Annotated in this window: 26 protein-coding genes; 18 read left to right on the forward strand and 8 right to left on the reverse strand. The window is 62.8% G+C overall.

From position 1 onward, the window contains the following. Window positions 1-234 (forward strand): twin transmembrane helix small protein, encoded by a 234-nt coding sequence (locus IZV00_RS10300; RefSeq protein ID WP_196224563.1) that lies wholly within the window; start codon window positions 1-3, stop codon window positions 232-234. Between the two features lie 7 nt (window positions 235-241). Then, window positions 242-811 (forward strand): cob(I)yrinic acid a,c-diamide adenosyltransferase, encoded by a 570-nt coding sequence (locus tag IZV00_RS10305; protein WP_196224564.1) that lies wholly within the window; start codon window positions 242-244, stop codon window positions 809-811. A gap of 27 nt (window positions 812-838) precedes the next feature. Here the strand turns inward: IZV00_RS10305 and IZV00_RS10310 are convergent, their stop codons facing one another. Further along, window positions 839-1,891: a DUF1176 domain-containing protein gene (locus IZV00_RS10310; protein ID WP_196224565.1), complete on the reverse strand. Its 1,053-nt coding sequence runs from the start codon at window positions 1,889-1,891 to the stop codon at window positions 839-841. A gap of 140 nt (window positions 1,892-2,031) precedes the next feature. Next, the gene (gene typA / locus IZV00_RS10315) at window positions 2,032-3,849 is read right to left on the reverse strand and encodes a translational GTPase TypA (protein ID WP_196224566.1); all 1,818 of its coding nucleotides are present in this window, start codon (window positions 3,847-3,849) and stop codon (window positions 2,032-2,034) included. A 191-nt stretch (window positions 3,850-4,040) separates the two neighbouring features. Here typA and IZV00_RS10320 point away from each other — a divergent pair, with 191 nt between their 5' ends. From IZV00_RS10320 to IZV00_RS10330, 3 genes are read left to right on the forward strand one after another with little or no spacing between them, the layout of a single operon-like run. Next, complete coding sequence (locus IZV00_RS10320; protein WP_196224567.1) at window positions 4,041-5,255, forward strand: toxic anion resistance protein; 1,215 nt, start codon at window positions 4,041-4,043, stop codon at window positions 5,253-5,255. A 4-nt stretch (window positions 5,256-5,259) separates the two neighbouring features. Further along, a complete protein-coding gene (locus IZV00_RS10325) occupies window positions 5,260-5,970 on the forward strand; it encodes a hypothetical protein (RefSeq protein WP_196224568.1) in 711 nt (236 codons plus the stop codon). A gap of 18 nt (window positions 5,971-5,988) precedes the next feature. After that, complete coding sequence (locus tag IZV00_RS10330) at window positions 5,989-6,144, forward strand: hypothetical protein (protein WP_169802846.1); 156 nt, start codon at window positions 5,989-5,991, stop codon at window positions 6,142-6,144. A gap of 3 nt (window positions 6,145-6,147) precedes the next feature. On the opposite strand, the gene IZV00_RS10335 is transcribed toward IZV00_RS10330, so the two are convergent. The 3 genes from IZV00_RS10335 to prfB form a co-directional block, all read right to left on the reverse strand. Further along, window positions 6,148-6,459: a PilZ domain-containing protein gene (locus tag IZV00_RS10335; protein ID WP_196224569.1), complete on the reverse strand. Its 312-nt coding sequence runs from the start codon at window positions 6,457-6,459 to the stop codon at window positions 6,148-6,150. A 101-nt stretch (window positions 6,460-6,560) separates the two neighbouring features. Further along, on the reverse strand, window positions 6,561-7,295 hold the full coding sequence (locus IZV00_RS10340; RefSeq protein WP_196224570.1) for a class I SAM-dependent methyltransferase: 735 nt from the start codon (window positions 7,293-7,295) through the stop codon (window positions 6,561-6,563). Beyond that, a complete protein-coding gene (gene prfB, locus IZV00_RS10345) occupies window positions 7,295-8,422 on the reverse strand; it encodes a peptide chain release factor 2 (protein ID WP_196224571.1) in 1,128 nt (375 codons plus the stop codon). The genes IZV00_RS10340 and prfB overlap by 1 nt, the downstream gene beginning before the upstream one ends. Window positions 8,423-8,637: 215 nt before the next feature. On the opposite strand from prfB, the gene IZV00_RS10350 reads away from it, so the two are divergent. Next, window positions 8,638-9,147 carry a hypothetical protein gene (locus IZV00_RS10350; RefSeq protein ID WP_196224572.1) on the forward strand — a complete coding sequence of 170 codons (510 nt, stop codon included), beginning with the start codon at window positions 8,638-8,640 and terminating at the stop codon, window positions 9,145-9,147. 215 nt (window positions 9,148-9,362) lie between these two features. Here IZV00_RS10350 and IZV00_RS10355 read toward each other — a convergent pair whose 3' ends face one another. Beyond that, window positions 9,363-11,900: a penicillin-binding protein 1A gene (locus tag IZV00_RS10355; protein WP_196224573.1), complete on the reverse strand. Its 2,538-nt coding sequence runs from the start codon at window positions 11,898-11,900 to the stop codon at window positions 9,363-9,365. Window positions 11,901-11,966: 66 nt separating this feature from the next. Then, window positions 11,967-12,899 (reverse strand): N-acetylmuramoyl-L-alanine amidase family protein, encoded by a 933-nt coding sequence (locus tag IZV00_RS10360; RefSeq protein WP_230463366.1) that lies wholly within the window; start codon window positions 12,897-12,899, stop codon window positions 11,967-11,969. 478 nt (window positions 12,900-13,377) lie between these two features. On the opposite strand from IZV00_RS10360, the gene IZV00_RS10365 reads away from it, so the two are divergent. The 8 genes from IZV00_RS10365 to yihA all read left to right on the forward strand — a co-directional run bounded on the left by IZV00_RS10365 (window position 13,378) and on the right by yihA (window position 21,716). After that, complete coding sequence (locus IZV00_RS10365; protein ID WP_230463178.1) at window positions 13,378-16,005, forward strand: Rne/Rng family ribonuclease; 2,628 nt, start codon at window positions 13,378-13,380, stop codon at window positions 16,003-16,005. Between the two features lie 144 nt (window positions 16,006-16,149). Further along, complete coding sequence (locus tag IZV00_RS10370; RefSeq protein ID WP_196226610.1) at window positions 16,150-17,499, forward strand: M48 family metalloprotease; 1,350 nt, start codon at window positions 16,150-16,152, stop codon at window positions 17,497-17,499. Continuing rightward, window positions 17,496-18,266: a DsbA family protein gene (locus IZV00_RS10375; RefSeq protein ID WP_196224575.1), complete on the forward strand. Its 771-nt coding sequence runs from the start codon at window positions 17,496-17,498 to the stop codon at window positions 18,264-18,266. Before IZV00_RS10370 ends, IZV00_RS10375 begins: the two co-directional genes overlap by 4 nt. Window positions 18,267-18,555: 289 nt before the next feature. After that, a complete protein-coding gene (rpmH, locus tag IZV00_RS10380) occupies window positions 18,556-18,690 on the forward strand; it encodes a 50S ribosomal protein L34 (protein WP_013848777.1) in 135 nt (44 codons plus the stop codon). 32 nt (window positions 18,691-18,722) lie between these two features. After that, entirely contained in the window at window positions 18,723-19,109 is a 387-nt protein-coding gene (gene rnpA / locus IZV00_RS10385) for a ribonuclease P protein component (RefSeq protein WP_196226611.1), read from the forward strand. Beyond that, window positions 19,106-19,318, forward strand: coding sequence for a membrane protein insertion efficiency factor YidD (yidD, locus tag IZV00_RS10390; protein ID WP_066526720.1), 213 nt, complete (start codon window positions 19,106-19,108; stop codon window positions 19,316-19,318). Before rnpA ends, yidD begins: the two co-directional genes overlap by 4 nt. A 36-nt stretch (window positions 19,319-19,354) precedes the next feature. Next, window positions 19,355-21,055 (forward strand): membrane protein insertase YidC, encoded by a 1,701-nt coding sequence (gene yidC, locus IZV00_RS10395; RefSeq protein ID WP_196224576.1) that lies wholly within the window; start codon window positions 19,355-19,357, stop codon window positions 21,053-21,055. A 13-nt stretch (window positions 21,056-21,068) separates the two neighbouring features. Beyond that, on the forward strand, window positions 21,069-21,716 hold the full coding sequence (gene yihA, locus IZV00_RS10400) for a ribosome biogenesis GTP-binding protein YihA/YsxC (protein ID WP_196224577.1): 648 nt from the start codon (window positions 21,069-21,071) through the stop codon (window positions 21,714-21,716). A gap of 88 nt (window positions 21,717-21,804) precedes the next feature. Here the strand turns inward: yihA and IZV00_RS10405 are convergent, their stop codons facing one another. Further along, window positions 21,805-22,362 (reverse strand): 2'-5' RNA ligase family protein, encoded by a 558-nt coding sequence (locus IZV00_RS10405; RefSeq protein ID WP_230463179.1) that lies wholly within the window; start codon window positions 22,360-22,362, stop codon window positions 21,805-21,807. Window positions 22,363-22,477: 115 nt separating this feature from the next. Here IZV00_RS10405 and IZV00_RS10410 point away from each other — a divergent pair, with 115 nt between their 5' ends. From IZV00_RS10410 to IZV00_RS10425, 4 genes are all read left to right on the forward strand, one after another. Continuing rightward, complete coding sequence (locus IZV00_RS10410; RefSeq protein ID WP_196224578.1) at window positions 22,478-22,912, forward strand: pyridoxamine 5'-phosphate oxidase family protein; 435 nt, start codon at window positions 22,478-22,480, stop codon at window positions 22,910-22,912. Then, window positions 22,890-23,348, forward strand: a complete 459-nt coding sequence (locus IZV00_RS10415) for a DoxX family protein (RefSeq protein ID WP_196224579.1) — start codon at window positions 22,890-22,892, stop codon at window positions 23,346-23,348. The genes IZV00_RS10410 and IZV00_RS10415 overlap by 23 nt, the downstream gene beginning before the upstream one ends. A 64-nt stretch (window positions 23,349-23,412) precedes the next feature. Beyond that, window positions 23,413-25,461: a carbon starvation CstA family protein gene (locus IZV00_RS10420; RefSeq protein ID WP_196224580.1), complete on the forward strand. Its 2,049-nt coding sequence runs from the start codon at window positions 23,413-23,415 to the stop codon at window positions 25,459-25,461. Further along, on the forward strand, window positions 25,458-25,643 hold the full coding sequence (locus IZV00_RS10425) for a YbdD/YjiX family protein (protein WP_196224581.1): 186 nt from the start codon (window positions 25,458-25,460) through the stop codon (window positions 25,641-25,643). Before IZV00_RS10420 ends, IZV00_RS10425 begins: the two co-directional genes overlap by 4 nt. The last annotated feature ends 4 nt before the right edge of the window (window positions 25,644-25,647 follow it).

The following is a 25,647-nucleotide window of genomic DNA, read 5'->3' on the forward strand; positions in this document are numbered from 1 at the left end:
ATGAATACCGTTCTCGTCATCGCCCTCATCCTTGCCATGGCCGCGACGCTCTTTGCGTTGATCCGGGGCATCATCGCCTTTCTTCAGACAACGAAGGAGCAGCTGAACGCGCCGGAGGGCACGCCCAGCCCTTCCAGCCTCAAGCAGAACAAGATGATGATGAACCGCATCCTGTTTCAGGCAGCGGCTGTCATCATCGTCGCCATCCTGTTGCTGATGAAGGGCAACGGCTGATCCCCTAATGGTGAAGCTCAACAAGATATACACCCGCACCGGCGACGCGGGCACGACCGGCCTTGTGGACGGATCGCGCCTGCCCAAACATGCGCCGCGCATGCAGGCGGTCGGCGATGTCGATGAAGCGAACAGCGCGATCGGCCTTGCCATCCTGGCCATTGGCGAACGGCCCGAAGCAGAATGGCTGACGACGATCCAGAATGATCTGTTCGATCTGGGCGCAGACCTCGCGACCCCCGTGCCGGATGGGCAGGACGTGCCCTGGGCGCTGCGGATCATCGCTACGCAGGTCAAGCGGCTGGAAGATCAGATCGATGCCATGAACGCCGATTTGCAACCGCTGGACAGCTTCATCCTGCCCGGCGGGTCGCCAGCCGCAGCCGCCGTCCATCTCGCCCGCGCCATCACGCGCCGGGCCGAACGCAGCGCTACGGCGGCTGCGACGGAAGTTGCGCTCAACCCTCAGGCGCTCGCCTATCTCAATCGGCTGTCCGACCTGCTCTTCGTCCTTGCCCGACGCCTGAATGGTAATGGCGCAGACGACATCAAATGGGTTCCCGGCGCCTCTCGCTAAGAGGCGTGCGTCAAAGGCGCCGCAATCCTATTGCACGACCTTTGCCGACCAGGTGGTGATCCAGTGCCACGCACCACGGCATTCGCCCATGGCGCTGGCGGAGGCCAGCCGGAACCTGACGCCGTCCCAGACATAGCTTTCGCTGCTGCCGCAATCGCCCAGGCCCCGGCCCTTGGCATAGCTTTCCAGCGACGCGCTTTCGGGAGTCCAGGATGCGTTGACCAGCATGGGCTTGGCCGCATTCTCGCTCCACCCCGGTTGATAGTCGAAGGACGCGTAGCGGAAGCTGCGCCGTCCCGGAATGCCGGTCGCGATCACCGGGACTGCGGAAAAGTTATAAGCGCCCGCGCCGCAGGGAACCAGCACCAGCGTCTCGGTTCGGGAGAGGCGGTAAAGCTCCGGCGGGGAGGCGTCGCGCATCTCGTCGGCGCAGGCAGTGAACTTGCCAAGCGCCGCCAGTTCCTCGCGCCACAGCGTCACCGGAGCGGCGCCAGCCGGGATGGGCGCCCGCCTTATCGTAACCATCGGCGGCGCGGCACGCACGGCGCTGGCCGCCAGCGGACCTGTGGCGACCAGCGCCGCCATCGTGCCCGCGCGTCCCTGCCTTGCATCCATATAGCGCATGGCGGCGGCGGCACCGGCCAGTGAGGGGCGCGCGATCAGCGTGCCAGCCGACCGTAGCTCCAGCTTCGACCCCCGCGCCATGGCGATGGCAAGCGCCGACGCCTGCGGTCCTTGCAGCTGGGCTTCCCCATCCCTGCTGGCCGTCGTCGCGATTTTCCGGCCATCGACCAGGAAACTGACCTCTTCCTGCCCCTTTGCGTCGCGGCTCATCGAGATTTCCGGCTCGGACGCGCCACCGGCGTCCCGCTGAATGCTCAGCATGACCGGCTTGTCCGGCCAGTCGGCGCCTTCCGGCAACAAGGACACGGCTTCGCACCGGCTGCGATTGTCGCAACCGATGGTCCAGTCCTTGTAGGTTTCCAAAGTGCCGGGCCGAGGCGTCTGAGCCGTAAGCGGCGCCGATGCGATGAACGCGGACAGCATAGCTGCCAGCGCGATTAAGCGTGTGTCCCCCATGGGTTAAGTATAACTTAATTCATAGACGGGCGGTAGTAGCTTCCTTCGCGCGACCCGATGAGCCTTTGGCCCAACCGCCAGCGTCAGACCGAACCCCATAATGAAAAAGGCCGGTGTCCTTCGACACCGGCCTTTTTGCATCAAGCCGCCTTGGCGCGCGCCATTCGCTTGCGCTCGTTCGGATCGAGGTAGCGCTTGCGCAGCCGGATGTTCTTGGGCGTCACTTCGACCATTTCATCATCGTCAATATAGGCGATCGCCTGCTCCAGCGTCATCTTCTTGGGCGGGGTCAGGCGGACGGCGTCATCCTTGCCGCTGGCGCGGAAGTTGGTGAGCGCCTTCGACTTCATCGGATTGACTTCAAGGTCTTCGGGCTTGGCATTCTCGCCGATCACCATGCCTTCGTAGAGCGCTTCGCCGACACCGACGAACAGGATGCCGCGTTCTTCCAGCGGACCCAGCGCATAGGCATTGGCTTCGCCCGCGCCATTCGAGATGAGGACGCCGTTCTTGCGGCCTTCGATCTTGCCCTTGTGGGGGCCATATTTCTCGAACAAGCGGTTCATGATGCCGGTGCCGCGCGTGTCGGACAGGAATTCGCCATGATAGCCGATGAGGCCGCGTGACGGGGCGGAGAAGGTGATGCGGGTCTTGCCGCCGCCCGAGGGGCGCATGTCGGTCATCTCGGCCTTGCGGATGTTCATCTTATCCACGACCGTGCCGGAAAATTCATCGTCCACGTCGATGACGACGGTTTCATACGGCTCGGTCTTGTTGCCATTCTCGTCTTCGCCGAACAGCACGCGCGGACGCGAGATGCCCAGTTCAAAGCCTTCGCGGCGCATGGTTTCGATAAGAACGCCCAGTTGCAATTCGCCACGGCCAGCGACTTCGAAGCTGTCCTTATCGTCGCTTTCCGTGACCTTGATCGCGACGTTGGATTCGGCTTCGCGCGCGAGACGGTCGCGGATCATGCGGCTCGTCACCTTGCTGCCTTCGCGGCCCGCCATCGGCGAATCGTTAACGGCAAAGCGCATCGACAGCGTCGGCGGATCGATCGGCTGCGCCTGGATCGGTACGGTGACCGACGTGTCGCAGATGGTGTTGGCGACGGTCGCGACGGTGAGGCCCGCAAGGCTGATGATATCGCCCGCCTTGGCTTCATCGACCGGCACGCGGTCAAGGCCCTGGAACGACATGATCTTCGACGCGCGGCCGGTTTCGATCACCTTGCCGTCCATGTCGAGCGCGTGGATCGCCTGGTTCACCTTGACCGTGCCCGACTGGACGCGACCAGTGAGGATGCGGCCGAGGAAGTTGTCGCGGTCGAGCAGCGTCACCAGGAAGCTGAACGGCGCGTCCTGCTCCAGCGACGGCGGCGGCACATGATCGACGATCTTCTGGAACAGCGGCTCCAGCGTGCCTTCGCGGCGCTGCGGGTCTTCGCTGGCATAGCCATTACGGCCCGAGGCATAGAGGACGGGGAAGTCGAGCTGTTCGTCATTAGCTTCAAGCGTCACGAACAGGTCGAACACTTCGTCCAGCACTTCCTGGATGCGCTCGTCGGGACGATCGACCTTGTTGACGACGACGATGGGCTTGAGGCCCAGCGCCAGCGCCTTGCCGGTCACGAACTTGGTCTGGGGCATCGCGCCTTCCGACGAATCGACCAGCAGGATGACGCCATCGACCATCGAGAGGATGCGCTCCACCTCGCCGCCGAAGTCAGCGTGGCCGGGCGTGTCGACGATGTTGATGCGGGTGCCGTTCCATTCGACCGAAGTGGGCTTCGCCAGAATGGTGATGCCGCGTTCCTTTTCGAGGTCGTTGGAATCCATCGCACGCTCTTCCACGCGCTGGTTGTCGCGGAAGGTGCCGGACTGGCGGAAAAGTTGGTCGACCAAGGTGGTCTTGCCATGGTCAACGTGCGCGATGATCGCGATATTACGCAGGGACATGCATCTGCCTTCGGGATTTTTGGTTTTCCCGGCCGGCACCACGCCTGACCAGAGTATCGCGCGCGCCCCTACAGGAAATGATGCGTTGCGGCAAGGGCGAGGGGCGCATTTGCATCGGCCGGAACGCGGGACCATATTCCGCATTGAAGCACCACTGTTATAGTTACATATAACAGCTTGAAGGAGACGTTATGGCCAGCACCGCCCCCACCACGGCGACAGCCGACACGCTCAACTTGACGCCGCCTGATCCGGTGCCGCCGGTCGCGCCGGAAAAGGCCGCGGGTCTCGTGCCGCTCGATGAGGAAAAGCGCTCCAAGCTGGACGAGAAGGTCGATGGCTTCATCGCCGATCTCGTTGCGCAGGACGCCAACTCGCCGGAGTTCGGACAGCGGGTGGACCAGCTGACAAATATGGGCCGCAAGGAAATTGCCGAGGCGGCGGGCCATTCCAACCGCTTCCTCGATCGTCCCGTGCGCGCGATGGACAGCGACAACAAGGTGGGCGCGGACCTTGCTGAGCTGCGCCGCACGGTCGAGGATCTCGACCCCGGCAAGCGCGGGAGCCTGCTCGCGCCCAAGAAGCTGTTCGGCATCATCCCCTTTGGCAACAAGCTGCGCGACTATTTCGACGGATACAAAAGTGCGCAGGGCCACATCAACTCGATCCTAGGCTCCCTTGCCAGCGGCAAGGACGTGCTGATCAAGGACAATGCCGCCATTGACGTCGAGCGGCAGAATATGTGGGCGACCATGGGCCGTCTGGAGCAGATGATCCACATCTCCAAGACGCTCGACGCGCGGCTGGAGGCCAAGGCGCTGGAACTCGACTCCGCCGACCCCGCCAAGGCCAAGGCGATCCGGGAAAGCGCGCTCTTCTACATTCGCCAGCGCACACAGGACCTGCTGACGCAGATGGCCGTGACGGTGCAGGGCTATCTCGCGCTCGACCTCGTCAAGAAGAACAATGTCGAGCTGGTAAAGGGCGTCGATCGCGCCAGCACCACCACTGTCGCCGCGCTGCGCACCGCCGTCACCGTGGCGCAGGCGCTCGCGGGACAGAAGCTGGTCCTCGAACAGATCACGGCGCTCAACACGACCACGGCGAACATGATCGATTCGACCGGTGAGATGCTGAAGAACCAGACGGCGCAAATCCATGAGCAGGCCGCGTCCAGCACGATCCCCATCGCAACGCTGCAACGCGCTTTCCAGAATATCTACGACACGATGGACAATATCGACACGTTCAAGGCCAAAGCGCTGGAGAATATGAAGACGACGGTGAACACGCTGACGGCCGAGGTCGAGAAGTCGAAAGGCTATATCGCCCGCGCCGAAGGTCAGGCGCAGGCCGCTGAGCAGGCGCGCGCCGAAAACCCGCTGCTGAGCGCGATCGAGGCATGAGGCGGTGAGCAGGTCAGACCGGGTCCTGGCCGATGCCGAGGCAGTGCTTCGCCGTCACGGCGAACGCGGGCACAGCCTTTCGGCACGAGCGCGGCAGAGGCGGGGCGCTGCCCTGATGCGCAAGATGAAATGGGCCTTCTGGTCAGTGCTTGCCATCTTCATCGGCAGCATGGTCACGGGCTTTTTCGTCCCACTTGGCACGACCGGCGTCATGATCGCGCTGGGGCTTATCATGGCGGCGCTGCTGCTGATCGCTCTCCTCCCCTCCGAACCGCGCGTCCGGACGCAGGCGCTTGCAGCCGCGCCGCTTGCCGCCCTGCCGCTTCAGACCGAAATCTGGCTCGACAACCAGCGCAAGGCCCTCCCCGCCCCCGCCGTGACATTAGCAGACAGCATCGGCGTCAAGCTGGAGACGCTTGGCCCCCAGCTTGAACGCCTCAGCGAGCGGGAACCCGCGGCGCAGGAAATCCGCAAGCTGCTGTCCGATCACCTGCCCGAACTGGTCACGGGCTATGAATCCATCCCCGTCCCACTGCGCCGCCAGGAACGCAACGGCCGCGTTCCGGAGCAGCAACTGGTAGAGGGTTTGAACGTCATCGACACCGAACTCGCCCGGATCAGCGAGACGCTGGCCAGCGGCGACATCGACAAGCTGGCGGTGCAGAACCGCTTCCTGGAACTCAAATATCAGGAAGCAAAGGAACTGGGCCGCTAGGCCAGCGGTCCTTCTGCCATGATCCACCTCACGCTGATCATCGTCGATTTTCTGACCGGCCTGCTCGCCGCCGGTGCCTGGGCGCTTGCATCAGCCGGAGGAGCGATCGCAGCCCTTATCGGCGGCGGCCTTGTCAGCGCCTCGCTTTTCAGGAGATGGCGCAGGCGCGGTTGAAGCTCAGCCGCCCCGGATGACTATATCGACCGCTTCATCCGTCATCGGCTGGCTGAACTGGATGCCGAAACGCTTGCCCCGCGCCCACACGACCCGGCCGCTGGTTTCAACACCGAAGGCTTTCACCTCGACATAGCTGCCATCGGTGGGCGGTGTTTCGCAATGGGCGAGCGCGCCTGATGTGGATAGGTCGAGGAAATGCCCGCGCATCTGGGCATCGCCTACGCATAATGTCACCGGGCCGAACATCTTGTGCCGTGCGCTGTGCCGCCGCTGTTCGGCGTTACCCGCCGGGAATGGGCTTTGGTTCGTCATAGCGAGCTTCTCCCACGGGCCATCCAACCATGGAAAGGTCAAGATGGCGCACAGAATCATGGTTAACTCGCCATTAGCTACCTTTTGCCCGTGAGAAACCGTTAATTTACGTTGGTTTCGTTTTTCAAGGCACAGGGCACGATACTCTGCGGCGCTGGCCGGGCCGTCACTCGCCGAAAGCGGGCGAAATAGCCTCCCGCGGTTGGCTTGGGCACCAGTTCCTCCAGCCGGAAACCAACCGCTGCGAGTTCACAGATCAGCAGGCGCGGTGGTGTGCCATGCTGCCCGGTCGGCCGGTCCGCATCGACGACGATCAATTCGCCATCCTTCTTGAGCGCGGGGCTGAGGTTCCACAGGAAAGCATAGGGCTCCGCGATCTCGTGATACATATGGACCATAAGTATCCGGTCGAAGCTGTTTTCGGGCAGCTTCGGGTCCTCCGGCGCGCCCAGCCTCACACTCACATTGCGCCAATCCTCCCGCGTGATGCGGCGGGACAGCGCCTCGATCACCTCGGGCATGATGTCTTCGGCCAGCACGCGGCCCTTGGCACCCACCCGGTTTGCGAGGCGGACAGTATAATAGCCTTCGCCAGCGCCGATATCCGCCACGGTCATCCCTGGCCGGATGCCCGCCCGGTCCATGATGTCTTCGGCTTCGTTGACGCGATCGCGCGCCTCTTCGCTGGACCAGCGGGTCGACACGATGGGCGCGACCGGCCTGTCCGCCCTCGGAAAGTCGCGCGCGGCGGCAGGCCGGTCATCCTGCTTGGCGGATGACAACAGGCCGCAGCCTGCCAGCAGGAACAATGATCCCGCCAGCGCCGCCCGCATCATCAGTCGACATCCTCCACATCGACCTTCTCGCCCGTCACCTTCTGCGACAGGGCAGCCGCCATGAACGGGTCGAGCGCGCCGTCGAGCACGTCGTCGGGAGAGGTGGAAGTCACGCCGGTGCGCAGGTCCTTCACCAGCTGATAGGGCTGAAGCACATAGGAACGGATCTGGTGCCCCCAGCCGATCTCGGTCTTAGCCTGATATTCGCCCGATGCCGCCGCCTCGCGCTTCTGCAACTCGGCTTCGTAGAGCCGCGCCTTCAGCATGTTCATCGCCGTTGCGCGGTTCTTGTGCTGCGACCGGTCATTTTGCGACGCGACGATGATGCCCGAGGGAATGTGGGTGATGCGGACGGCGGAGTCGGTCGTGTTGACGTGCTGCCCGCCCGCGCCCGACGCGCGATAAGTGTCGATCTTGAGGTCGCCTTCATTGACCTCGATCTCGATATTGTCGTCGATCACCGGATAGACCCAGACCGACGAGAAGCTGGTGTGCCGCCGCGCCGAGCTGTCATAGGGGCTGATGCGCACCAGCCGGTGCACGCCGCTTTCGGTCTTGGCATAGCCATAGGCATTTTCGCCCTTGAACAGGAAGGTCGCGGACTTGATCCCCGCCTGATCGCCCGCCTGATAATCGACCAGTTCGACCTTGTAGCCACGCCGTTCCGCCCAGCGGCGGTACATGCGGGACAGCATCTCGGCCCAGTCCTGGCTTTCCGTGCCGCCAGCGCCCGCGTGGATTTCCAGATAGGTGTCGCTCGCATCGGCCTCGCCTGCCAACAGCGCCTTGATCTTGTCCTCGTCCGCGCGATCGGCCAGCGCCTTCAGGGACGCGACGCCTTCATTGACCATATCCTCATCGCCCTCGGCCTCGGCCATTTCGATGAGTTCGGCGGTGTCGGTCTTTTCGCTGTCGATCGCACGGGTCGCGCCGATCGCGGCTTCCAGCCGCGTCCGCTCGCGCATGACTTCCTGCGCCATCTTCTGATTGTCCCACAGCGTCGGGTCTTCGACGCGCGCATTCAACTCGTCGAGGCGGCGCAGCGCGCGATCCCAGTCGAGGAAGCGGCGCAGCAGGTCCAGCGCGGCGTCGATACGGTCGATATATTGCTGCGCTTCGGCGCGCATGGGAACTCTCCAGACAATTCGGGGCGCTCCCCGGCATCAGGCAGGAAACGCACTAAACGCCTGCCCCTATCCGAGGGCAGCGGATTTGGGAAGATTCAATCCTCGGAACCATGTCAGCCCAGTTTCCCAACAGGCCAGGCAAGCCTTGTCCCTCCAGAGGCTATGCCATACACCTCGACCACGCCCAAAAGAGGCGCAAGGAGAGGAACGACATCTTGGCTGAACGACAATCTACCCATCCCGCACCGGCGCAGGCCGTTCTCGTGATACTCGCGCTCGTGCCGATCATCGGCATTTTCTACGCCATCGGATCCGCCTTGGGCGTGGCGAGCTTCCTTTTCTTCGGCTTTATCTTCGTGCTTTATTGGGCTGGTATCAAGGGCATGAATCCTGCGGAGTTCGCACCCGCGCTATGCGGTGCCCTTGGCGGATTGGGGCTGGCATTTCTGGTGCACAGCCTACCGACTGTGCTTGGCATGGCCGGAATGGCCATCGCGGCGGCTGGCGTGGTCATTGCCGTTTATCTGCTCATTCGCGGCCAGGCCAGCCTGATAGTCAACAATGCCTTCATGCTGCTGCTGACGCTCGGCAACCCGATCATATTTGAAAGGGACGCCGATTTCGCCGCTGCGGCCGTCGCCATCGTGACAGCGGCAGCCTATGTCGGGGGCCTTGCATTTCTGATGAAGCGCTTCTCCGGCGGGTTGCGCGCAAAGGCGCAATAACGGGTCAGCAAAGGCGGGAGGTTGGAGCTTCGAGCTCTAAATCGGCGCCACCACCTCCTTTTGCCGTTCGCCGTGAGCCTGTCGAGCCGAAGGCCGGCGAAGCCAACGGCTCCACTTCTTTTTAGAAAGAAAGGGGCTTCGACATCCAAACGAGGCAAGTGACTCGTTTGGACAGCCCGAACGGGTTGAGGGGTTCAGATAAAAAGCACGACGCCCTAGTAAATCCCGCCTTGATCCTGCAGGAAGTCGCTGTCGGTGCGCTGCCGCGTCTGCGACCCTGCCTCGCGCCGGGCGGCGGCCTGTTCTTGAGCGGCCACCTCTTCCTTGCGGATCGATCGGCGCGGTTCCGTTTCGGGCTTGAACGCTTCCCAGATCACCGCGGGCTTGGGCTCGTCGGTTGGCCAGACGCCATAGACGCGCTTGCCCGACCGGCGATCGATCGTGACCATGCGGATGCCCGCGGGGGCGACGAAGGGCGTCTTGGGCATCGTTTCCAGCACGGGCGCCATCGCCGCCTTCCAGATCGGCGCAGCGATGCGGCCACCCTGCGCCCAGCCGCCCAGGCTGCGCGGCTGGTCATAGCCCATATAGACGCCCGCGACGATGTCGGGCGATCCGCCGACGAACCACACATTTGTCGGCCCGTTGGTAGTGCCGGTCTTGCCGAACAGTGGCCGCTTGAGGTCGGCGAGGACCGTCGCGGTGCCGCGCTGGATCACGCCCTCGGCGATGTGCACGACCTGATAGGCGGTCATCGGGTTCATCACCTGCCGCCCTTCAAAGCCAAAGCGCGGCATGGGCTTTCCGTCCCAGTTTGCCATGTTGCAGCCATCGCAAGCACGCCAGCGCAGCGGCCAGATCACCTTGCCGCGCCGATCCTGCACATAATCCATCACTTTGGGCGACAGCTGGCGTCCCTGATTGGCGAGCATCGCATAGGCGTTCACCATCCGCTCTACCGTCGTTTCGCCCGCGCCCAGAGCAAAGGAGAGATAGGGCTGATAATCGCCGATCCCCATCGCCTTGATCGTGCGCACGACGCGATCCATGCCGGTCTGGCTGGCGGCGCGCACCGTCATCAGGTTGCGCGACTGCTCCACGCCCCAGCGCATCGTCTGCGGCCCGGCGCTGCCGCCGGAAAAGTTGCGGAAACATTTCTGACCAAGGCCCGCACCCTGATAAACGCATAGCGGCCCATCGACGATGATCGAGGCGGGCGTCATCCCGCCGTCGAGCGCGGCGGCATAGACGAACGGCTTGATGGTCGAACCGGGCTGACGCATCGCCTGCGTCGCGCGATTATAGGAGGACAGGCGACTGTCGAAGCCGCCCTGCATCGCCAGGACGCGTCCGGAATGGACCTGTTCGGCCATCATCCCGCCGGACACTTCGGGCACGTTGCGCAGCGCCCAGCTCGATCCGTTGCGGGCTACCGCGATCAGGTCTCCCGCCTTCATGCCGTTGAATGCGGGGCCACCCACGCGGCGATAGGGCATCTGCGCGGCGCTGGCGGGCAGCGTTCCGGTCGATCCATCGGAAAAGCCGATTTCGGCGCCCGAAGAATTGCGGTCGATAACCGCCGCTATGCGCCAGTCCGCATAATCGATCCCGATATAGCTTGCCGCCAGTTCGCGCTTCCATCCGCGCGCCATGTCGATCTTGCCCACCGGACCGGACCAGCCCTTGCCCGCGTCGAAACGCAGCAGGCCGTTGCGCAATGCCGTCGCGACGCCTTCCTGCAACTTGGGATCATAGGGGCTGCGCACCCACAGGCCGCCTGCATAAACGCTGTTGGGGCCATCCTCCGCCTTTTCGCCGAACAGACCGATCAGGCGGCGTCGGACCTCTTCCATATAATAGCCGCCCGCGCGCGCGTCGAAGCTGGAGCCATGCGGTGGCACCGTGCCCAGCGGTTGCGCCCGCGCTTCGTCCAATTGCGCCTGGCTGATCCAGCCATTTTTGAACATTTCGCCCAGCGCCCAGTTGCGCCGGTCGAGCGCGCGTTCGTGGCCGGTCGGACTTTCGGGGCGGTAATTGGCCGGACCCTTGGGCAGGATGGCGAGATAAGCCATCTCGTGCAGTTTCAGGTCGCCCACATCCTTGTCGAAATAGGCCCGCGCCGCCGCCTGCACGCCATAGGCGTTCCGGCCGAGGAATATCTGGTTGAAATAGAGTTCGAGGATCTGCTGCTTGGTCAGCACGCCTTCCATGCGATAGGCGAGGATCATCTCCTTCACCTTGCGCGTGGGAGAATATTCATCGCCGATCAGCAGGTTCTTTGCCACCTGCTGGGTGATGGTCGACCCGCCCTTGGCGCGCTGGCCGGAGCCGATCTTCGTCACATAGTCGAACACGGCGCCGAAGAAGCCCGGAATATCGACGCCATGATGTTCGAAGAAAGTCTTATCCTCCGCCGACAGATAAGCGCGGATCAGAAGCGGCGGATAGTCGCTATATTGCAGCTGGACCCGGCGTTCGCGCGCATAGCTGTGCACCGGCTGACCATCGATGTCGCGCACGATCGTGGGCAGCGGCGGCTCATATTCCAGCAGCGTCGCCGCGTCGGGCAGGCCCCGCGCGAAAATGATCCAGAACAGCAGGAAGGCGAGAAAAATCCCGCCCAGCGCGATCGCCGCCCAGCGGAACCAGCGCCGCTGCCAAAGGGGAGAAAGCCTTTCCCGGAACGCGCGTCCACCCCCGCGCAAACGGTCGGCAAAGGACAAGCGGGCGGTGTGGGGACGGGCCTCTTCCATGACGAGAGGAGGCTCTAAGGTCAAAATGCGGCCAGCGCCAGTGCGGATCGTCGGGCCGCGCCCCGGTCAGCCGCCGCCAAGGGGCAGCTTGCGGGCGAAATATATCTCGACAGCCTTCGCAACGCCCTTCGCAATGCGGCTGCGCCCTTCGGACGAGGCCAGGAAGGCGGCATCCTCGGCATTGCTGAGATAGCCGGTTTCGAACAAGACCGACGGCGTGTCCGGCGCCTTCAAAACCATGAGTGAGGCATAGCGGTGGAACGTGCTGCGAAACGTCAGGAACGGGGCCCCCTCCCGCTGAAGAAGGCGGGCGAAATTCGCTGATTCCTTCATTGTTTCGCGCTGAGTAAGATCGATCAGGATCGACGACACCTGGTCAGTCTGCCCGCCCAGATTGACGCCGTTCAGAACGTCCGCCCTGTTCTCCCGCGCCGCCAGCCGCGCCGCTTCCCGATCCGATGCCACTTCCGACAGGGTATAGACTGTCGCACCCCGCGCCTCATGATTGTCCGCCGAATCGGCATGGACGGAAATGAAGAGGTCCGCATTCATCTTCCGCGCGATGCCATAACGTTCCTGCAAGACCAGAAAGCGGTCGTCATCCCGCGTCAGCGCGACGCGAAGTCTGCCCGACTTCACCAGCTGATCCCGGATCGCCTTCGCGATCGCTAGCGTCAGATCCTTTTCGCGCTCGCCGGTTTCCGCGTTGATCGCGCCGGGATCATGCCCGCCATGCCCCGCATCGATGACGATCAGCGGGCGTGACGCGTCGGCTGATCCTTCCACCCGCGGAAGCGAGAGTCCGCGCGCCACCGGCGGGATCGGCACGGTGATGCTGTGCAGCCGCTTGGCCGGACGCGGCGCCATGGACGCTGGCTTGTCGAAGCTGATGCGCTCCGCTCCCTGAGGACCGGCCAGAAAAGCAGTTGCCAAGGCAAGGGCGTGCAGCATGGCGCGCTTGTGCCCCGCACCGCCCCATGCCGTCCAGCCCCATTTCAGCGGCGGTCATTGCCGCCATGTTTACCTTTGCTTCACCATGTTGGGCGATTAAACGCGGGAATGGCAGCATTCGTCCTGGACCAAACAATTTTGCGGGGGACGTTGCTAGGCTGGCCTTAGGCTGCTACCCATTCACATTCCTGAAAGAAACGCCCATATTAGGCCCGGTTCTTCATCAGGAACTTTCACGGCAGCATCGGCGGGCGCCCAGGCGCTTGAGGCCCGATGCGACGAACAGGTTGACGCTGCATGAGGCATGATTTCCATTCCACGCTGAGCCCGATAGCGGGCGATGCGGCGTGGATGGAGCGGACCGGCGATTTGCCCGGCCCTGCCGATGCAGCAGAAGCGCAGTTTTTCCTGTCAAACCGGACGATAGCAACACCCGCGCCGCTGGCGGCGCGACTGCGTTCGTCCCCCCACTATCGCGTGGCAGCCCGGCCCAGTGCCGCTGGCCGCCTTCGCCGGAGAATAATGAATGACAATGCGTATGCTGATCGATGCGCGCCACCGGGAAGAAACCCGGGTCGCGGTCGTCAAAGGTAACCGGATCGAGGAGTTTGATTTCGAATCGGCCGAGCACAAGCAGCTCAAAGGTAATATCTACCTCGCCAAGGTTACCCGTGTAGAACCCTCGCTCCAGGCGGCGTTCGTCGATTATGGCGGCAATCGCCACGGCTTCCTGGCGTTCAGCGAAATCCATCCCGACTATTACCAGATTCCGCGCGAAGATCGCGAAGCATTGCTGCGTGAAGAGCGCGAGCATGCCGAGGAAGAGGCCGCGCTGCGTGCCGATTTCGAGGATGACGATGATCATCATGGCGACGATGGTCTGGAGCTGGTCGAAGCCACGCACCATGAAGAGGATGAAGGCGAAGCCGCCGAAAGCAGCGAAGGCCCCGCAAAGGGTAGCCGTCGCAAGCGCGGTGGCGATGAAGCCGCCGACGAACTGCGCCGCAAGCGCATGGCGCTGCGCCGCCGCTACAAGATTCAGGACGTCATCAAGCGCCGTCAGGTGCTGCTGGTACAGGTCGTCAAGGAAGAGCGCGGCAACAAGGGCGCGGCGCTGACCACCTACTTGTCGCTGGCCGGTCGCTATTGCGTGCTGATGCCGAACACGTCGCATGGCGGCGGGATTTCGCGTAAGATCAGCAATGCTGCCGACCGCAAGCGCTTAAAGACGATCGTCGCGGAGATGAATCTGCCCTCGACCATGGGCTGCATTGTCCGCACCGCTGGCCTTCAGCGTACCAAGCCGGAAATCAAGCGCGACTTCGACTATCTCGCCCGCCTGTGGGACGAGATTCGCGAAAAGACGCTGAAGTCCGAAGCGCCCGCACTGATCCACAATGACAGCGACCTCATCAAGCGCGCGATCCGCGATATCTACAACAAGGATATCGAAGAGGTCATCGTCGAGGGCGAATATGGCTATAAGGCCGCCAAGGATTTCATGAAGCTGCTGATGCCCAGCCATGCGCGCCGGGTGCAGCAATATGCCGACGCCGTTTCGCTGTTCCAGCGAGCAGGCGTCGAGGATCAGCTGGCCGCGATGTACAATCCGGTCGTGCAGCTGAAATCAGGCGGCTACCTCGTCATCAACCCGACCGAAGCTTTGGTGTCGATCGACATCAACTCGGGCCGGTCGACGCGTGAGCATGGCATCGAGCAGACCGCCGTCGCCACCAACCTTGAAGCCGCGCGCGAGATCGCGCGTCAGCTCCGCTTGCGCGACATGGCTGGCCTCGTCGTCATCGACTTTATCGACATGGAGATGAACTCCAACATCCGTAAGGTCGAGAAGGCAATGAAGGAGGCGCTGAAGGACGATCGCGCCCGCATTCAGGTCGGCCGCATCTCGGGCTTTGGCCTCATGGAAATGAGCCGCCAGCGCCTGCGCACCGGCGTGCTGGAGGCATCGACCCGCCAGTGCCCGCATTGCGAAGGCACCGGTCTGGTCCGCACGGCGTCGTCGGCGGGCCTTAGCGCGCTGCGCATGCTGGAAGAGGAAGCGGCGCGTGGTCGCGGCAACTTGGTCACGCTGCGCGCGAGCCAGGAAGCGGCCTTCTACGTCCTCAACAACAAGCGCCGCGAGCTGGACGAAATCGAGCAGCGTTACGGCGTCACCATCGCAATCCTGCCGGATGGCGAGGTCGAAGGCGCGCGCATGTCGGTGGAAGCCAGCGGCCCGCGTCCGGAACGGGTGGTGAGCTATGCTCCGATCGTCGAGGAAGAAGATGACCTCGATATCGTCGAGGAGCTGGAAGAAGAGGAAATCGAGGAAGTCGAGGCGGCCGAGCGCGAAGAGCGCGGCGACCGGGGCGAGGATCGCGAAGGCGGCCGTCGTCGTCGTCGTCGCCGCCGTCGTCGTGGCGGCCAGCGTGACGATCATCATGCCGAGGGCGAAGCAGAGGCTACCGGTGCCCCGGTCGACGAAACTGGCGAAGAAGCCGAATCGGCTGACGAAGAAACGGAAGGACAGCCTGTCGAGGCCCATGGCGAAGGCGAAGAGGCCAGTCGCCGTCGTGGCCGTCGCGGTCGCCGTGGCGGACGCCGTCGTCGCGAGGGCGAAGCGGTTGCCGACGAGGCGGCGAGCGAAGCCGTCGAGGCTTCCGAGCCCGCCGCTGTCGAGCCTGTCGCCGAGACGGTAGCAGAAGCAGCGCCCGACGCGCCTGCGGAGGAGGAGGCGCCAAAGACGCGCCGTCGCCCCCGTGCTCGCAAGGCAAAGGAAGTCGTAGAAGCGCTCGTGGAGACCCCCGAGGCTCCGGTCGAAGCGGCAGCCGAGGAAGCACCCGCCAAGCCCAAGCGCACTCGGCGCAAGAAGGCAGAGGCCACTCCCGAAGCGCCAGCCGAACCAGTCGTGAGCGTGGAACCGGAAGCCGAGGCGCCCGCCAAGCCCAAGCGCACGCGTCGCAAGAAGGTTGAGGCCATTGCCCAGGACGCGGCAGAGGCTCCCGCGATCGCAGGGGCCGTCCCACCGGAAGCTGACGCAACAACGGCAGCAAATGCTGGTGAGAGCGCGGTCTCGACGGTAGATGGCGAAGAGACGGCCGACGAAGAAAGCGCACCGCGCCGTGGATGGTGGCAGCGCACCTTCGGTCAGTAAGGACGTCCGCCCGATGAGCAACGCCGCCGCCTTGCCGGTTTTCCGGAATGGCGGCGGCGTTCTCGCTTCAGGCGGAGTTCATGGTGATGCTGGCAGGGGCGCGGGCATGCTGCCTACGTCCCTGCCCCATGGTGATCGGCCATGATGCGCCGCTGGCTGCGTGCCGCTGCGATCGCGGTTGCATCGCTGGCCCTGGTCGCCAAGCCGGTGATGGCGCAGCAGATACTGCGCGACGCCGAGACCGAAGCCTTCATGGCCGACATGTCGGGACCCCTCGTCAGCGCCGCTGGAATGGAGCCGCGCAATGTCCAGGTGCTGGTTCTCAACGACCCGGAAATCAACGCCTTCGTGGCAGGTGGCCAATATGTCTGGGTTCATAGCGGCCTGATCGCTGCGGCCGACAATGTGAACCAGCTGCAAGGAGTCGTCGCCCACGAACTCGGCCATATCGAGGGTGGCCATATCATCCGTTCCTCGGAAGGCATGAAGGCCGCAACCGGCATCACCCTGCTCAGCCTGGTTCTGGGCGCCGCTGCGATTGCGGCGGGCGGCGCGGAAGCGGGCATGGGCATTTTGGGAATGGGCCAGCAAGCGGCGATGGGCAAATATCTCGCCTTTTCGCGCGCGCAGGAAAGCTCGGCCGACCTTGCAGGTGCGCGCTATTTGAGCAAGTCCGGCCTGTCGGGCAAGGGCAGCCTGGAATTCTTCAAGAAGTTGCAGAACCAGGAATATCGTCTCGCGATCCCGCAGGACGACAGCTACGGCCGCACGCATCCGCTATCCGGCGAACGCATCAATGTCCTGCGGGAAGTGTATACGGTCGATCCCGCGTGGGACAAACCGATCGACCCGAAGCTGGAAGCCCGCTTCGAACGTATCAAGGCCAAGCTGGTCGGCTTCGTTTCCGAACCCACTCAGACGCTGATCAAATATCCCGAGAGCGATCAGTCGATCCCGGCGCATTATGCGCGCGCCTACGCCTGGCATAAAAGCGCCTATCCCGACAAAGCGATCGCCGAGGTGAACGCCCTTCTGACAGCGCAGCCGCATGACCCTTATTTCTTGGAGCTGAAAGGCCAGGTACTGCTGGAAAGCGGCAAGCCCGCCGACGCCATCCCGCCGCTGCGCGAGGCCGTGAAACTGACGCAGCAGCCCCTGATCGCCACGATGCTGGGCCATGCGCTTATCGCGACGGAGGATGACAAGAACTTCGCCGAAGCCGAACAGGTGCTGCGTAATGCTGTGGCGCGCGACCGGGAAAATCCTTTCGCCTGGTATCAGCTCGGCGTCGTTTATGAACGGCGCGGTGACACGCCCCGCGCGGCGCTGGCCACGGCGGAACGCTATGCGCTGATGGGTGACGACCAGATGGCGCTGCGTAGCGCGGACGCGGCCATGCAGGGATTGAAGCCCGGCACGGTTGACTATCTGCGGGCGCAGGATATCGCCATGGTGTCCCGCGCAGCCGTCGAGCAGAAGCGAAAGAAGAAATGACCGAAACCTCTCGACCCGGCATTCGCGCCGCCCTTTCCAACAGGACCATCCAGATGACGATTGGCGCCCTCGCCTTCATCGCCGCCACTGCCGCTGGCGCGGCTCTAGGCATGCAGAGTAGCGGAAGCGTGGCCGCCGGAGACAAGGCTGCGATCGAGAAGATCGTGCGCGACTATATACTGGAGCATCCGGAAATCATTCCCGAAGCGGTCGAGCGGTTGCAGGCAAAACGCGTGTCCGACAGCATCGGCGAAAGTCGCAAGGCCATCGAAACGCCCTATGCGGGCGCGTGGGAAGGCGCGGCCAACGGGGATGTCACGGTGGTCGAATTCTTCGATTACGCATGCGGCTATTGCCGTGCGTCCCTGCCCGACCTCGCCAAGCTGGTGAGCGAGGACAAGGGGGTGAAGGTCGTCTATCGCGAGTTGCCGATCCTGTCCGACGAGAGCGCTGATGCGGCCAAGGTGTCGCTGCTGGCGGCGGAAAAAGGCCAGTATATGCCTTTCCATCGGGCGCTGTATGCGAGCGGGAAGGTCACGCGAGACACCATATTGGGCGCCGCCGCCAAGGTCGGCATAGACGGCAAGGCGGCGGAGGCGGCCATGGCCAACAGCAAATATGATGGTGAAATTCAGTCGAACATCGCGCTGGCGCAAAAGCTGCGCGCCACGGGCACGCCAACATTCGTCGTGGGCGATCAGGTGTTGAATGGTGCGGTGGGCTATGACGCGCTGAAGCAGGCTGTCGCGGCGACGCGGGCGAAGTAAGGGCCACCACTCCCTCTCCCCTTCAGGGGTCGGCCAGAGGCACGTGACTCTGGCCGAGGTGCCGAGCGTAGCGAAGGTGGGAGAGGGGAACGCACAGCACATCCGTTGCTCCCCTCTCCCTAGCCCTCTCCCCTAAAGGGGAGAGGGAACATGTTGAGCATATCCCCCCTCCTCCGCCATTGACTCATCTCCCGCTTTTGCCTATCGGACGCCCCCTGACATGCGGTCGCCCATCGGCGGCCCTTTTTTGTCACGCCCGATTTTGACGTTTTGCTTTGAGGAATGAACGATGAAGCGCACCTATCAGCCGAGCAATCTGGTTCGGAAGCGCCGTCACGGTTTCCGCGCTCGCATGGCGACCCCCGGCGGCCGCAATGTGATCCGCGCCCGCCGTTCGCGGGGCCGCAAGAGCCTGAGCGCCTGAACGACGCGCCGCCGGATCGCGCGCCAGCCATGATGAGGCGGCGCGCTGATTTCCTGGCGGCGAATCGTGGGCGGCGCGCACCGATGCCGGGCTTTGTCCTGCTGGTGCGCGATCGTGGCGATGGCGATCCGGCGATGCGTATCGGCATCACGGTTACGAAAAAGATTGGCGGCGCTGTCATCCGCAACCGGATGAAGCGCCGTTTTCGCGTCTTGGCGCGGGACTTGTTGCCCATCCACGGGATCGCGGGCGCCGACCATGTGCTGATCGGCCGTTCCGAAGGTATCGAGCGCGACTTCGCCCTGCTCCGGTCGGAATTGGAAAAGGCCCTGGGCAAGGTGATGAGCCGCCCTGCGGGCACCCATCGAGGACCTCCGCGAAAGAAACCTTCCCGCGAACAGAGCGCTCAGGAGCAATGATCGCTCGCTTGCTCATTCTGATCGCGCGCTTCTGGCAACTCGGCCCGTCGCGCATATTGCCCCCCAGCTGCCGCTATGCGCCGTCCTGTTCGCAATATGCCATAGAGGCCATCCGCAAATATGGTGCGGTGAAGGGTAGCTGGCTCGCCACGAAGCGGCTAATGCGATGCCACCCTTGGGGCGGTTCGGGCTACGACCCGGTGCCCTGATACGAATTTTCACAAGACACGGCGGAGCCGACAAGCGTGGACGACAAGAAGAATATTGTTCTGGCGGTGCTACTGACCGCAGCGATCCTGTTCGGCTGGCCCTATATCGCCAAGCATTTCTTCCCTGCCGCGAACCCGCCCGCGACGAAGATCGAAGGCGGCAAGACCACGCCGGTGGCGCAGGGATCAAGCCCGGTAGCGAGCAGTCCGTCCGCGATTCGCGATCGCGCCCTGGTGTTGAAAGAGAGCCCGCGTGTCGCGATCCGCACGCCCAAGCTGACCGGCTCCATCAACCTGAAGGGCGCGCGCATCGACGATATCGTGCTGCCCACCTATGGCGAAACGATCGCGAAAAATTCGCCCGCGATCCGGCTCTATAGCCCTTCTGGCACGAAGGACGCCTTTTTCGCTGGTTTCGGCTGGCAAGGCGAAGGGTTGAAGGCGCCTGACGCGAGCACCGTCTGGACGGCCGATGCGAAGGAATTGACGCCGACCAGCCCCGTGACACTGCGGTGGGACAATGGTGCGGGCCAGGCTTTCGAAATCCGTCTTTCGGTCGATGAGAATTACATGATCACCGCGCGGCAGAAGGTCGTGAACAGCGGTACAGGCGTGGTCGGGGTGAAGCCTTATGGCTACATCAATCGCACAGGCATCCCCAAGGACCCGGACACCTGGACCATCCATATCGGCCCGATGGGCGTGTTCAACGGCGCTGCCAATTATGATGTGAATTATAAGGATCTGAACAAGGGTCCGTCCAGCCAAAGCTTCCAGTCCACAGGCGGCTGGCTGGGCTTCACCGACAAATATTGGCTGTCGGCACTGGTCCCCGATCAGAAGGCTGCATTTGAAGGTCAGTTCCGCAAAGGTGCTGGTATCCAGTATCAGGCCGACTACAGCCTGGCTCCGACCATGCTGGCGCCGGGCAAGGCCGTCACCCAGACGGTGCGCCTGTTCGTGGGCGCGAAGGAAGTGAAGACACTTGAAGCCTATCAGGATGCGGGCATTCCGCTGTTCGATCGGGCTATCGACTGGGGCTGGTTCTACTGGTTCGAAAAGCCGATCTTCGCGCTGCTGCACTGGCTGTTCGAGCATATCGGCAATTTCGGTGTGGCCATCATTTGCCTGACCTTCGTGGTCCGGGCCCTTATGTTCCCCGTCGCCCAGCGCCAGTTTGCCAGCATGGCGGCGATGCGGGCGGTGCAGCCCAAGATGAAGGCGCTGCAGGAGAAATATAAGGACGACAAGCCCAAGCTCCAGCAGGAAATGATGGAGCTATACAAGCGCGAGAAGGTGAACCCGCTCGCCGGCTGCCTGCCCATCTTCATCCAGATCCCGATCTTCTTCGCCCTGTACAAGGTGTTGCAGCTGACGATCGAAATGCGTCATCAGCCCTTCGTCCTTTGGATCAAGGATCTGTCCGCGCCCGATCCGCTGCACATCCTCAACCTGTTCGGCATGCTCCCCTTCACACCCCCGGCCTTCCTGGGCATCGGCGTGCTGGCGCTGCTGCTGGGCATCAGCATGTTCTTCCAGTTCAAGCTCAATCCGGCTCAGATGGACCCGATGCAGCAGCAGATCTTTTCGATCATGCCGTGGATGATGATGTTCATCATGGCACCGTTTGCTGCAGGCCTGCTGGTCTACTGGATCACCAACAACTGCCTGTCGATGCTGCAGCAGTGGTGGCTCTACAAGCGCCACCCTGCGCTGAGCGCGGCTCCGGCGAAATAAGGCGGATATTCCAGTGGACGAGCAGGAACAGGCAGAGTTGATCGAGGAAGCACGCAAGGTGTTCGCCGGGCCGATCAGCTTTCTCAAGTCAGCGCCGGATTTGAAGTTCCTGCCCGACATGTCGGTCAATGAAGTGGCGTTTGCGGGCCGATCGAACGTCGGCAAATCGTCCCTGCTGAACGCGCTGACGGGCCGCAACGGGCTTGCCCGCACGTCGAACACGCCGGGACGGACACAGGAACTGAACTTTTTCGATGTCGGCGACCCGCTGCGCTTTCGCCTCGTCGATATGCCTGGTTATGGCTATGCGCGCGCGCCCAAGGACATGGTGCGCCAGTGGCGCTTCCTTGTGAACGACTATCTGCGCGGGCGGGCGAAGCTGAAGCGCGCACTCGTGCTGATCGACAGCCGTCATGGCATCAAGGATGTCGATAATGAGATTTTCGACATGCTGGACGCGGCGGCCGTCAGTTATCGCATTGTCCTGACCAAAGCGGACAAGGTAAAGGCCAGCCATCTCGCCGAAATTATACAGGCGACTGGCGATGCCGTCCGGAAACGGCCCGCTGCCCATCCGGAGATTATCCCGACCTCAAGCGAAAAGGGCATGGGCATAGCGGAACTTCGGGCTGCCGTTCTGGCGAGCGTCACCGAAGGGTGACAAGACTCTGTTAAAGCGGGGCAGTTGACGCTGCCCTCCCTTCGCTGACGCCTTAAGCTATCATATACCCGAATAGCCAAGGCCGGGATCAGAACAGCTCATATTGCCCGTCTCCCTTGAGCGTCCAGGTGCCAAGAATATCGTGCAGGGTGCGGCCCACATGGCTGCAAACCAGGACAAACTGATCGAGCGACCAAAGGAAGCCGTCGATACTTTGCTGCGCCGGAGGGCCATCCCTGTAGAATAGCGTCTGGTGCGGGCTGAAGGTCCAGCCGGGGCGCAAGGCCACGCCCGCCGCCCGCATCGCGTCGATGATCGACTTCTGTAATTGGTTGAGCAAAGGCAGGGATCGCGAAGGGCGCAGGGCGGCGGAACGATTACTGAAGCTTAGTCGGTCGAGCCTCATGTCAAAAGGTTCCGCTTCCACCATAGTCCCCGCCCGCAACAACGCCTTGATCACCGCATAGGGATATTCGACATAATCGGCGGTCACGGCCAGCGTGACATGCTGATGCTCCAGCCGTATGCGGCGCTCCCCGCCGCCCAGTGTCTCCGCGAAATGATCAGTCTGCCGCGCGATGACAGCCGACGGTTTCAGCGCGAAAAAGAGACGATATTTGGTGTCGGCGCGCATGTCATGGCGCATGGCTGATCCTTTCGAGTTGATATGTTCACTATATGTTCCTATTGCGCTGATAGCGAGTCTCGGGAGCCGATCCGCCACTCGGACGTTGGGCATGGTCTCAACCAAGGAGTGTCCGATGGCCCACCTCACGCTGCCGCAGCTGGCGAACAAGATGAAGGATATCGACTTCGCCATGCTTTCCACCCGCGCTGAAGGTGGCCAGATCGCCGCACGGCCAATGAGCAACAATCGCGACGTCGATTATGATGGCGACAGCTATTATTTCACCACCGACAACACCGTCATGGTCCACGATATCGAGCGCGACCCAAAGGTTGGCTTGGCCTTTCAGGGCTCCAGCGGGTTGTTGAAGCAGCGCCCGCTATTCGTGGCGATAGAAGGACGCGCTGATCTTATCCGTGACAAGGGGGCGTTCAAAGCGCATTGGAACAGCGACCTTGACCGCTGGTTCGACGAAGGCATCGACACGCCGGGCCTCGTGATGATCAAGGTCAGCGCGGAAAGGGCGCATTATTGGGATGGAGAGGATGAAGGGGAGGTCCAGCTCTGATCTTAACGAAAGAGCGAACAAGCGAGATCGCGTCAGGACGGCGTCACGCTGGATATTGTCCTTATTTTATTTGATCGCGGGCGTGGCTCATCTGACCCGGTCAGGCGGCTTCATAGCCATCACGCCATATTGGGTGCCCCACCCCGCTGACATCATCGCGCTGACAGGTGTGGCGGAAATTGCGGGTGCTGCGGGATTGCATATCCCAAGATTGCGTAAGGCCGCGGGGATCGGCCTTGCCCTTTACGCCCTTTGCGTGTGGCCGGCCAATCTCAACCATGCGCTCAAGGATATTCCATTGAACGGCGTGCATTTGAGTTGGTGGTATCACGGCCCACGTCTGCTGTTGCAGCCGGTGATCATATGGTGGGCCTTGTGGGCCAGCATGGTGGTCGAATGGCCGTTCGGACGGAAGCGTGACGTCCCATATCAATGATTGTCTTTGAAATGGGCGGCCTTACTGTGGCGCCCGCATTCCACGAATAAAGATAGAGAGAGCGATGACCCGGCACATCCCCTGGATCCTGACGGCCATAGTCGGGGCGATCGCTCTGTCAGTGGTTGCGATATCCCGGGGCGAGGCGGTCAATGCGCTCTGGATCGTCGTGGCGGCGGTCAGCAGCTTCCTGGTCGCCTATCGCTATTACGCGCTCTACATTGCGCGGCATGTGATGCGGCTCGATCCTGCACGGCCCACGCCCGCGCTAAGGCGAGGCGACGGGCTTGATTATGTCCCAACCGACCGGGTGGTCCTGTTCGGGCATCATTTCGCGGCCATCGCGGGCGCTGGGCCTTTGGTAGGCCCGGTCCTTGCCGCGCAGATGGGGTATCTGCCCGGCACCATCTGGATCATCGCGGGCGTGGTGCTGGCGGGCGCGGTGCAGGATTTCATGGTCCTGTTCATTTCCATGCGCCGCGACGGCAAGTCGCTGGGCGAGCTTATCCGCATGGAAATGGGGCAAGCAGCTGGGACGATCGCGCTGTTCGGCGCCTTCATGATCATGGTGATCATCCTGGCCGTGCTGGCGCTGATCGTCGTAAAAGCGCTGGCGGAAAGCCCGTGGGGCATGTTCACCGTTGCCGCCACGGTGCCGCTCGCGCTGCTGATGGGCGCCTATACGCGTTGGATAAGGCCGGGGCGGATTGGTGAGGTGTCGCTGATCGGCCTCATCGGCCTGCTGGCGGCGATCATATATGGGCAGTCCATCGCGCAATCACCGTTTTGGGGTCCGGTCTTCACCTTCACGCCGGTGCAACTGTGCTGGATCCTGATCGGCTATGGCGCGGTGGCATCCGTGCTGCCGGTGTGGCTGCTGCTGGCGCCGCGCGATTATCTGTCGACCTTTCTCAAGATCGGCGCGATCGCCGCGCTGGCCATCGGCATCGTCATCATGGCGCCACCGCTCAAAATGCATGCCGTGACGCAGTTCGTGAATGGCAATGGCACGGTCTGGTCGGGCGGACTATTCCCCTTCCTGTTCATCACCATCGCTTGTGGGGCCGTGTCGGGATTCCATGCCCTGATCGCCAGCGGCACGACACCCAAGCTGATCGCGAGCGAGAGTGACGCGCCGCTGATCGGCTATGGTGCGATGTTGATGGAGGCGTTCGTCGCGATCATGGCGCTGGTGGGTGCGTCGATCCTCGATCCCGGCATTTATTTCACGATGAACAGCCCGGCGGCGGTGATTGGCACAGACGCGACCAGCGCAGCCGCCGCCGTCACGGCGATGGGCTTTCCCATCACCCCTGACCTGATCGCACAAACCGCCAGGGATGTGGGCGAACATACGATCATCTCTCGCGCGGGCGGCGCGCCAACGCTGGCCGTGGCCATGGCGGAAATCTTTTCCCATGTGATCGGCGGCCCGGCGATGAAGGCCTTCTGGTATCATTTCGCCATATTGTTTGAGGCGCTGTTCATCCTGACGGCGGTTGACGCAGGCACGCGCGCGGGCCGTTTCATGTTGCAGGACCTGATCGGGCTGGCCGTGCCGCGCTGCAAGGATAGTGCGGGCATCGTGCCGGGATTGGTAGCCACCGCGCTGACGGTCGCGGCCTGGGGTTTCTTCCTTTATCAGGGCGTCACAGACCCGCTGGGCGGCGTGAATACGCTATGGCCGGTGTTCGGCATCTCCAACCAGATGCTGGCGGCGATCGCGTTGATGCTGGCGACGGCGGTATTGTTCCGGATGAAGCGGAACCGCTATGCTTGGGTGACGATGATCCCGACCGCCTGGCTGCTGGTCTGCACATTGTCGGCCGGACTGCTGAAGCTGTTTTCAACCGACGCGAAAGTCGGCTTCCTTGCTCATGCAGCGAAATTTTCGGCAGCGGCGAATGAGGGCAAGTTGCTCAGCCCTGCCAAGTCGATGGCGGAAATGCAGCAGATCATCTTCAACGACCGGGTGGACGCCGGACTGGTCGCCATCTTCCTGACGGTGGTGCTTTCGCTACTGTTCTTCACCGTCCGCACCTGCCTTGCCGCTCGGCGGGCCGATGCGCCGACGGCGCGCGAAATCCCCGCGTCTCTGGTGCCAGCGGAATGATCGGCTTGCTCGGCAGGATGCGCCGGATGGCGATGATGATGGTGGGTATGCCCGATTATGAGGGCTATGCCCGCCACATGCACATGCATCATCCCGGCGAGCCGGTCATGACGCCTACCGAGTTTTTCCGCGATCGGCAAGAGGCGCGCTATGGCGGAAAGAATGGTGGCAAATGCTGTTGAGGGC

Origin of the sequence: Sphingobium sp. Cam5-1 (genome assembly GCF_015693305.1) — a bacterium.
Classification (GTDB): domain Bacteria; phylum Pseudomonadota; class Alphaproteobacteria; order Sphingomonadales; family Sphingomonadaceae; genus Sphingobium.

Bases quoted from the DNA above. Each gene is read 5' to 3' on its own strand.
- IZV00_RS10365 (WP_230463178.1), top strand. From the start codon at position 13,378: ATGACAATGCGTATGCTGATCGATGCGCGCCACCGGGAAGAAACCCGG.
- IZV00_RS10300 (WP_196224563.1), top strand. From the start codon at position 1: ATGAATACCGTTCTCGTCATCGCCCTCATCCTTGCCATGGCCGCGACG.
- rnpA (WP_196226611.1), top strand. From the start codon at position 18,723: ATGAGGCGGCGCGCTGATTTCCTGGCGGCGAATCGTGGGCGGCGCGCA.
- IZV00_RS10405 (WP_230463179.1), bottom strand. From the start codon at position 22,362: ATGCGCCATGACATGCGCGCCGACACCAAATATCGTCTCTTTTTCGCG.
- IZV00_RS10340 (WP_196224570.1), bottom strand. From the start codon at position 7,295: ATGATGCGGGCGGCGCTGGCGGGATCATTGTTCCTGCTGGCAGGCTGC.
- IZV00_RS10410 (WP_196224578.1), top strand. From the start codon at position 22,478: ATGGCCCACCTCACGCTGCCGCAGCTGGCGAACAAGATGAAGGATATC.
- prfB (WP_196224571.1), bottom strand. From the start codon at position 8,422: ATGCGCGCCGAAGCGCAGCAATATATCGACCGTATCGACGCCGCGCTG.
- IZV00_RS10415 (WP_196224579.1), top strand. From the start codon at position 22,890: ATGAAGGGGAGGTCCAGCTCTGATCTTAACGAAAGAGCGAACAAGCGA.
- IZV00_RS10320 (WP_196224567.1), top strand. From the start codon at position 4,041: ATGGCCAGCACCGCCCCCACCACGGCGACAGCCGACACGCTCAACTTG.
- IZV00_RS10420 (WP_196224580.1), top strand. From the start codon at position 23,413: ATGACCCGGCACATCCCCTGGATCCTGACGGCCATAGTCGGGGCGATC.
- IZV00_RS10355 (WP_196224573.1), bottom strand. From the start codon at position 11,900: ATGGAAGAGGCCCGTCCCCACACCGCCCGCTTGTCCTTTGCCGACCGT.
- IZV00_RS10425 (WP_196224581.1), top strand. From the start codon at position 25,458: ATGATCGGCTTGCTCGGCAGGATGCGCCGGATGGCGATGATGATGGTG.
- IZV00_RS10335 (WP_196224569.1), bottom strand. From the start codon at position 6,459: ATGACGAACCAAAGCCCATTCCCGGCGGGTAACGCCGAACAGCGGCGG.
- IZV00_RS10330 (WP_169802846.1), top strand. From the start codon at position 5,989: ATGATCCACCTCACGCTGATCATCGTCGATTTTCTGACCGGCCTGCTC.
- rpmH (WP_013848777.1), top strand. From the start codon at position 18,556: ATGAAGCGCACCTATCAGCCGAGCAATCTGGTTCGGAAGCGCCGTCAC.
- yidD (WP_066526720.1), top strand. From the start codon at position 19,106: ATGATCGCTCGCTTGCTCATTCTGATCGCGCGCTTCTGGCAACTCGGC.
- IZV00_RS10305 (WP_196224564.1), top strand. From the start codon at position 242: ATGGTGAAGCTCAACAAGATATACACCCGCACCGGCGACGCGGGCACG.
- IZV00_RS10375 (WP_196224575.1), top strand. From the start codon at position 17,496: ATGACCGAAACCTCTCGACCCGGCATTCGCGCCGCCCTTTCCAACAGG.
- typA (WP_196224566.1), bottom strand. From the start codon at position 3,849: ATGTCCCTGCGTAATATCGCGATCATCGCGCACGTTGACCATGGCAAG.
- IZV00_RS10370 (WP_196226610.1), top strand. From the start codon at position 16,150: ATGCGCCGCTGGCTGCGTGCCGCTGCGATCGCGGTTGCATCGCTGGCC.
- IZV00_RS10310 (WP_196224565.1), bottom strand. From the start codon at position 1,891: ATGGGGGACACACGCTTAATCGCGCTGGCAGCTATGCTGTCCGCGTTC.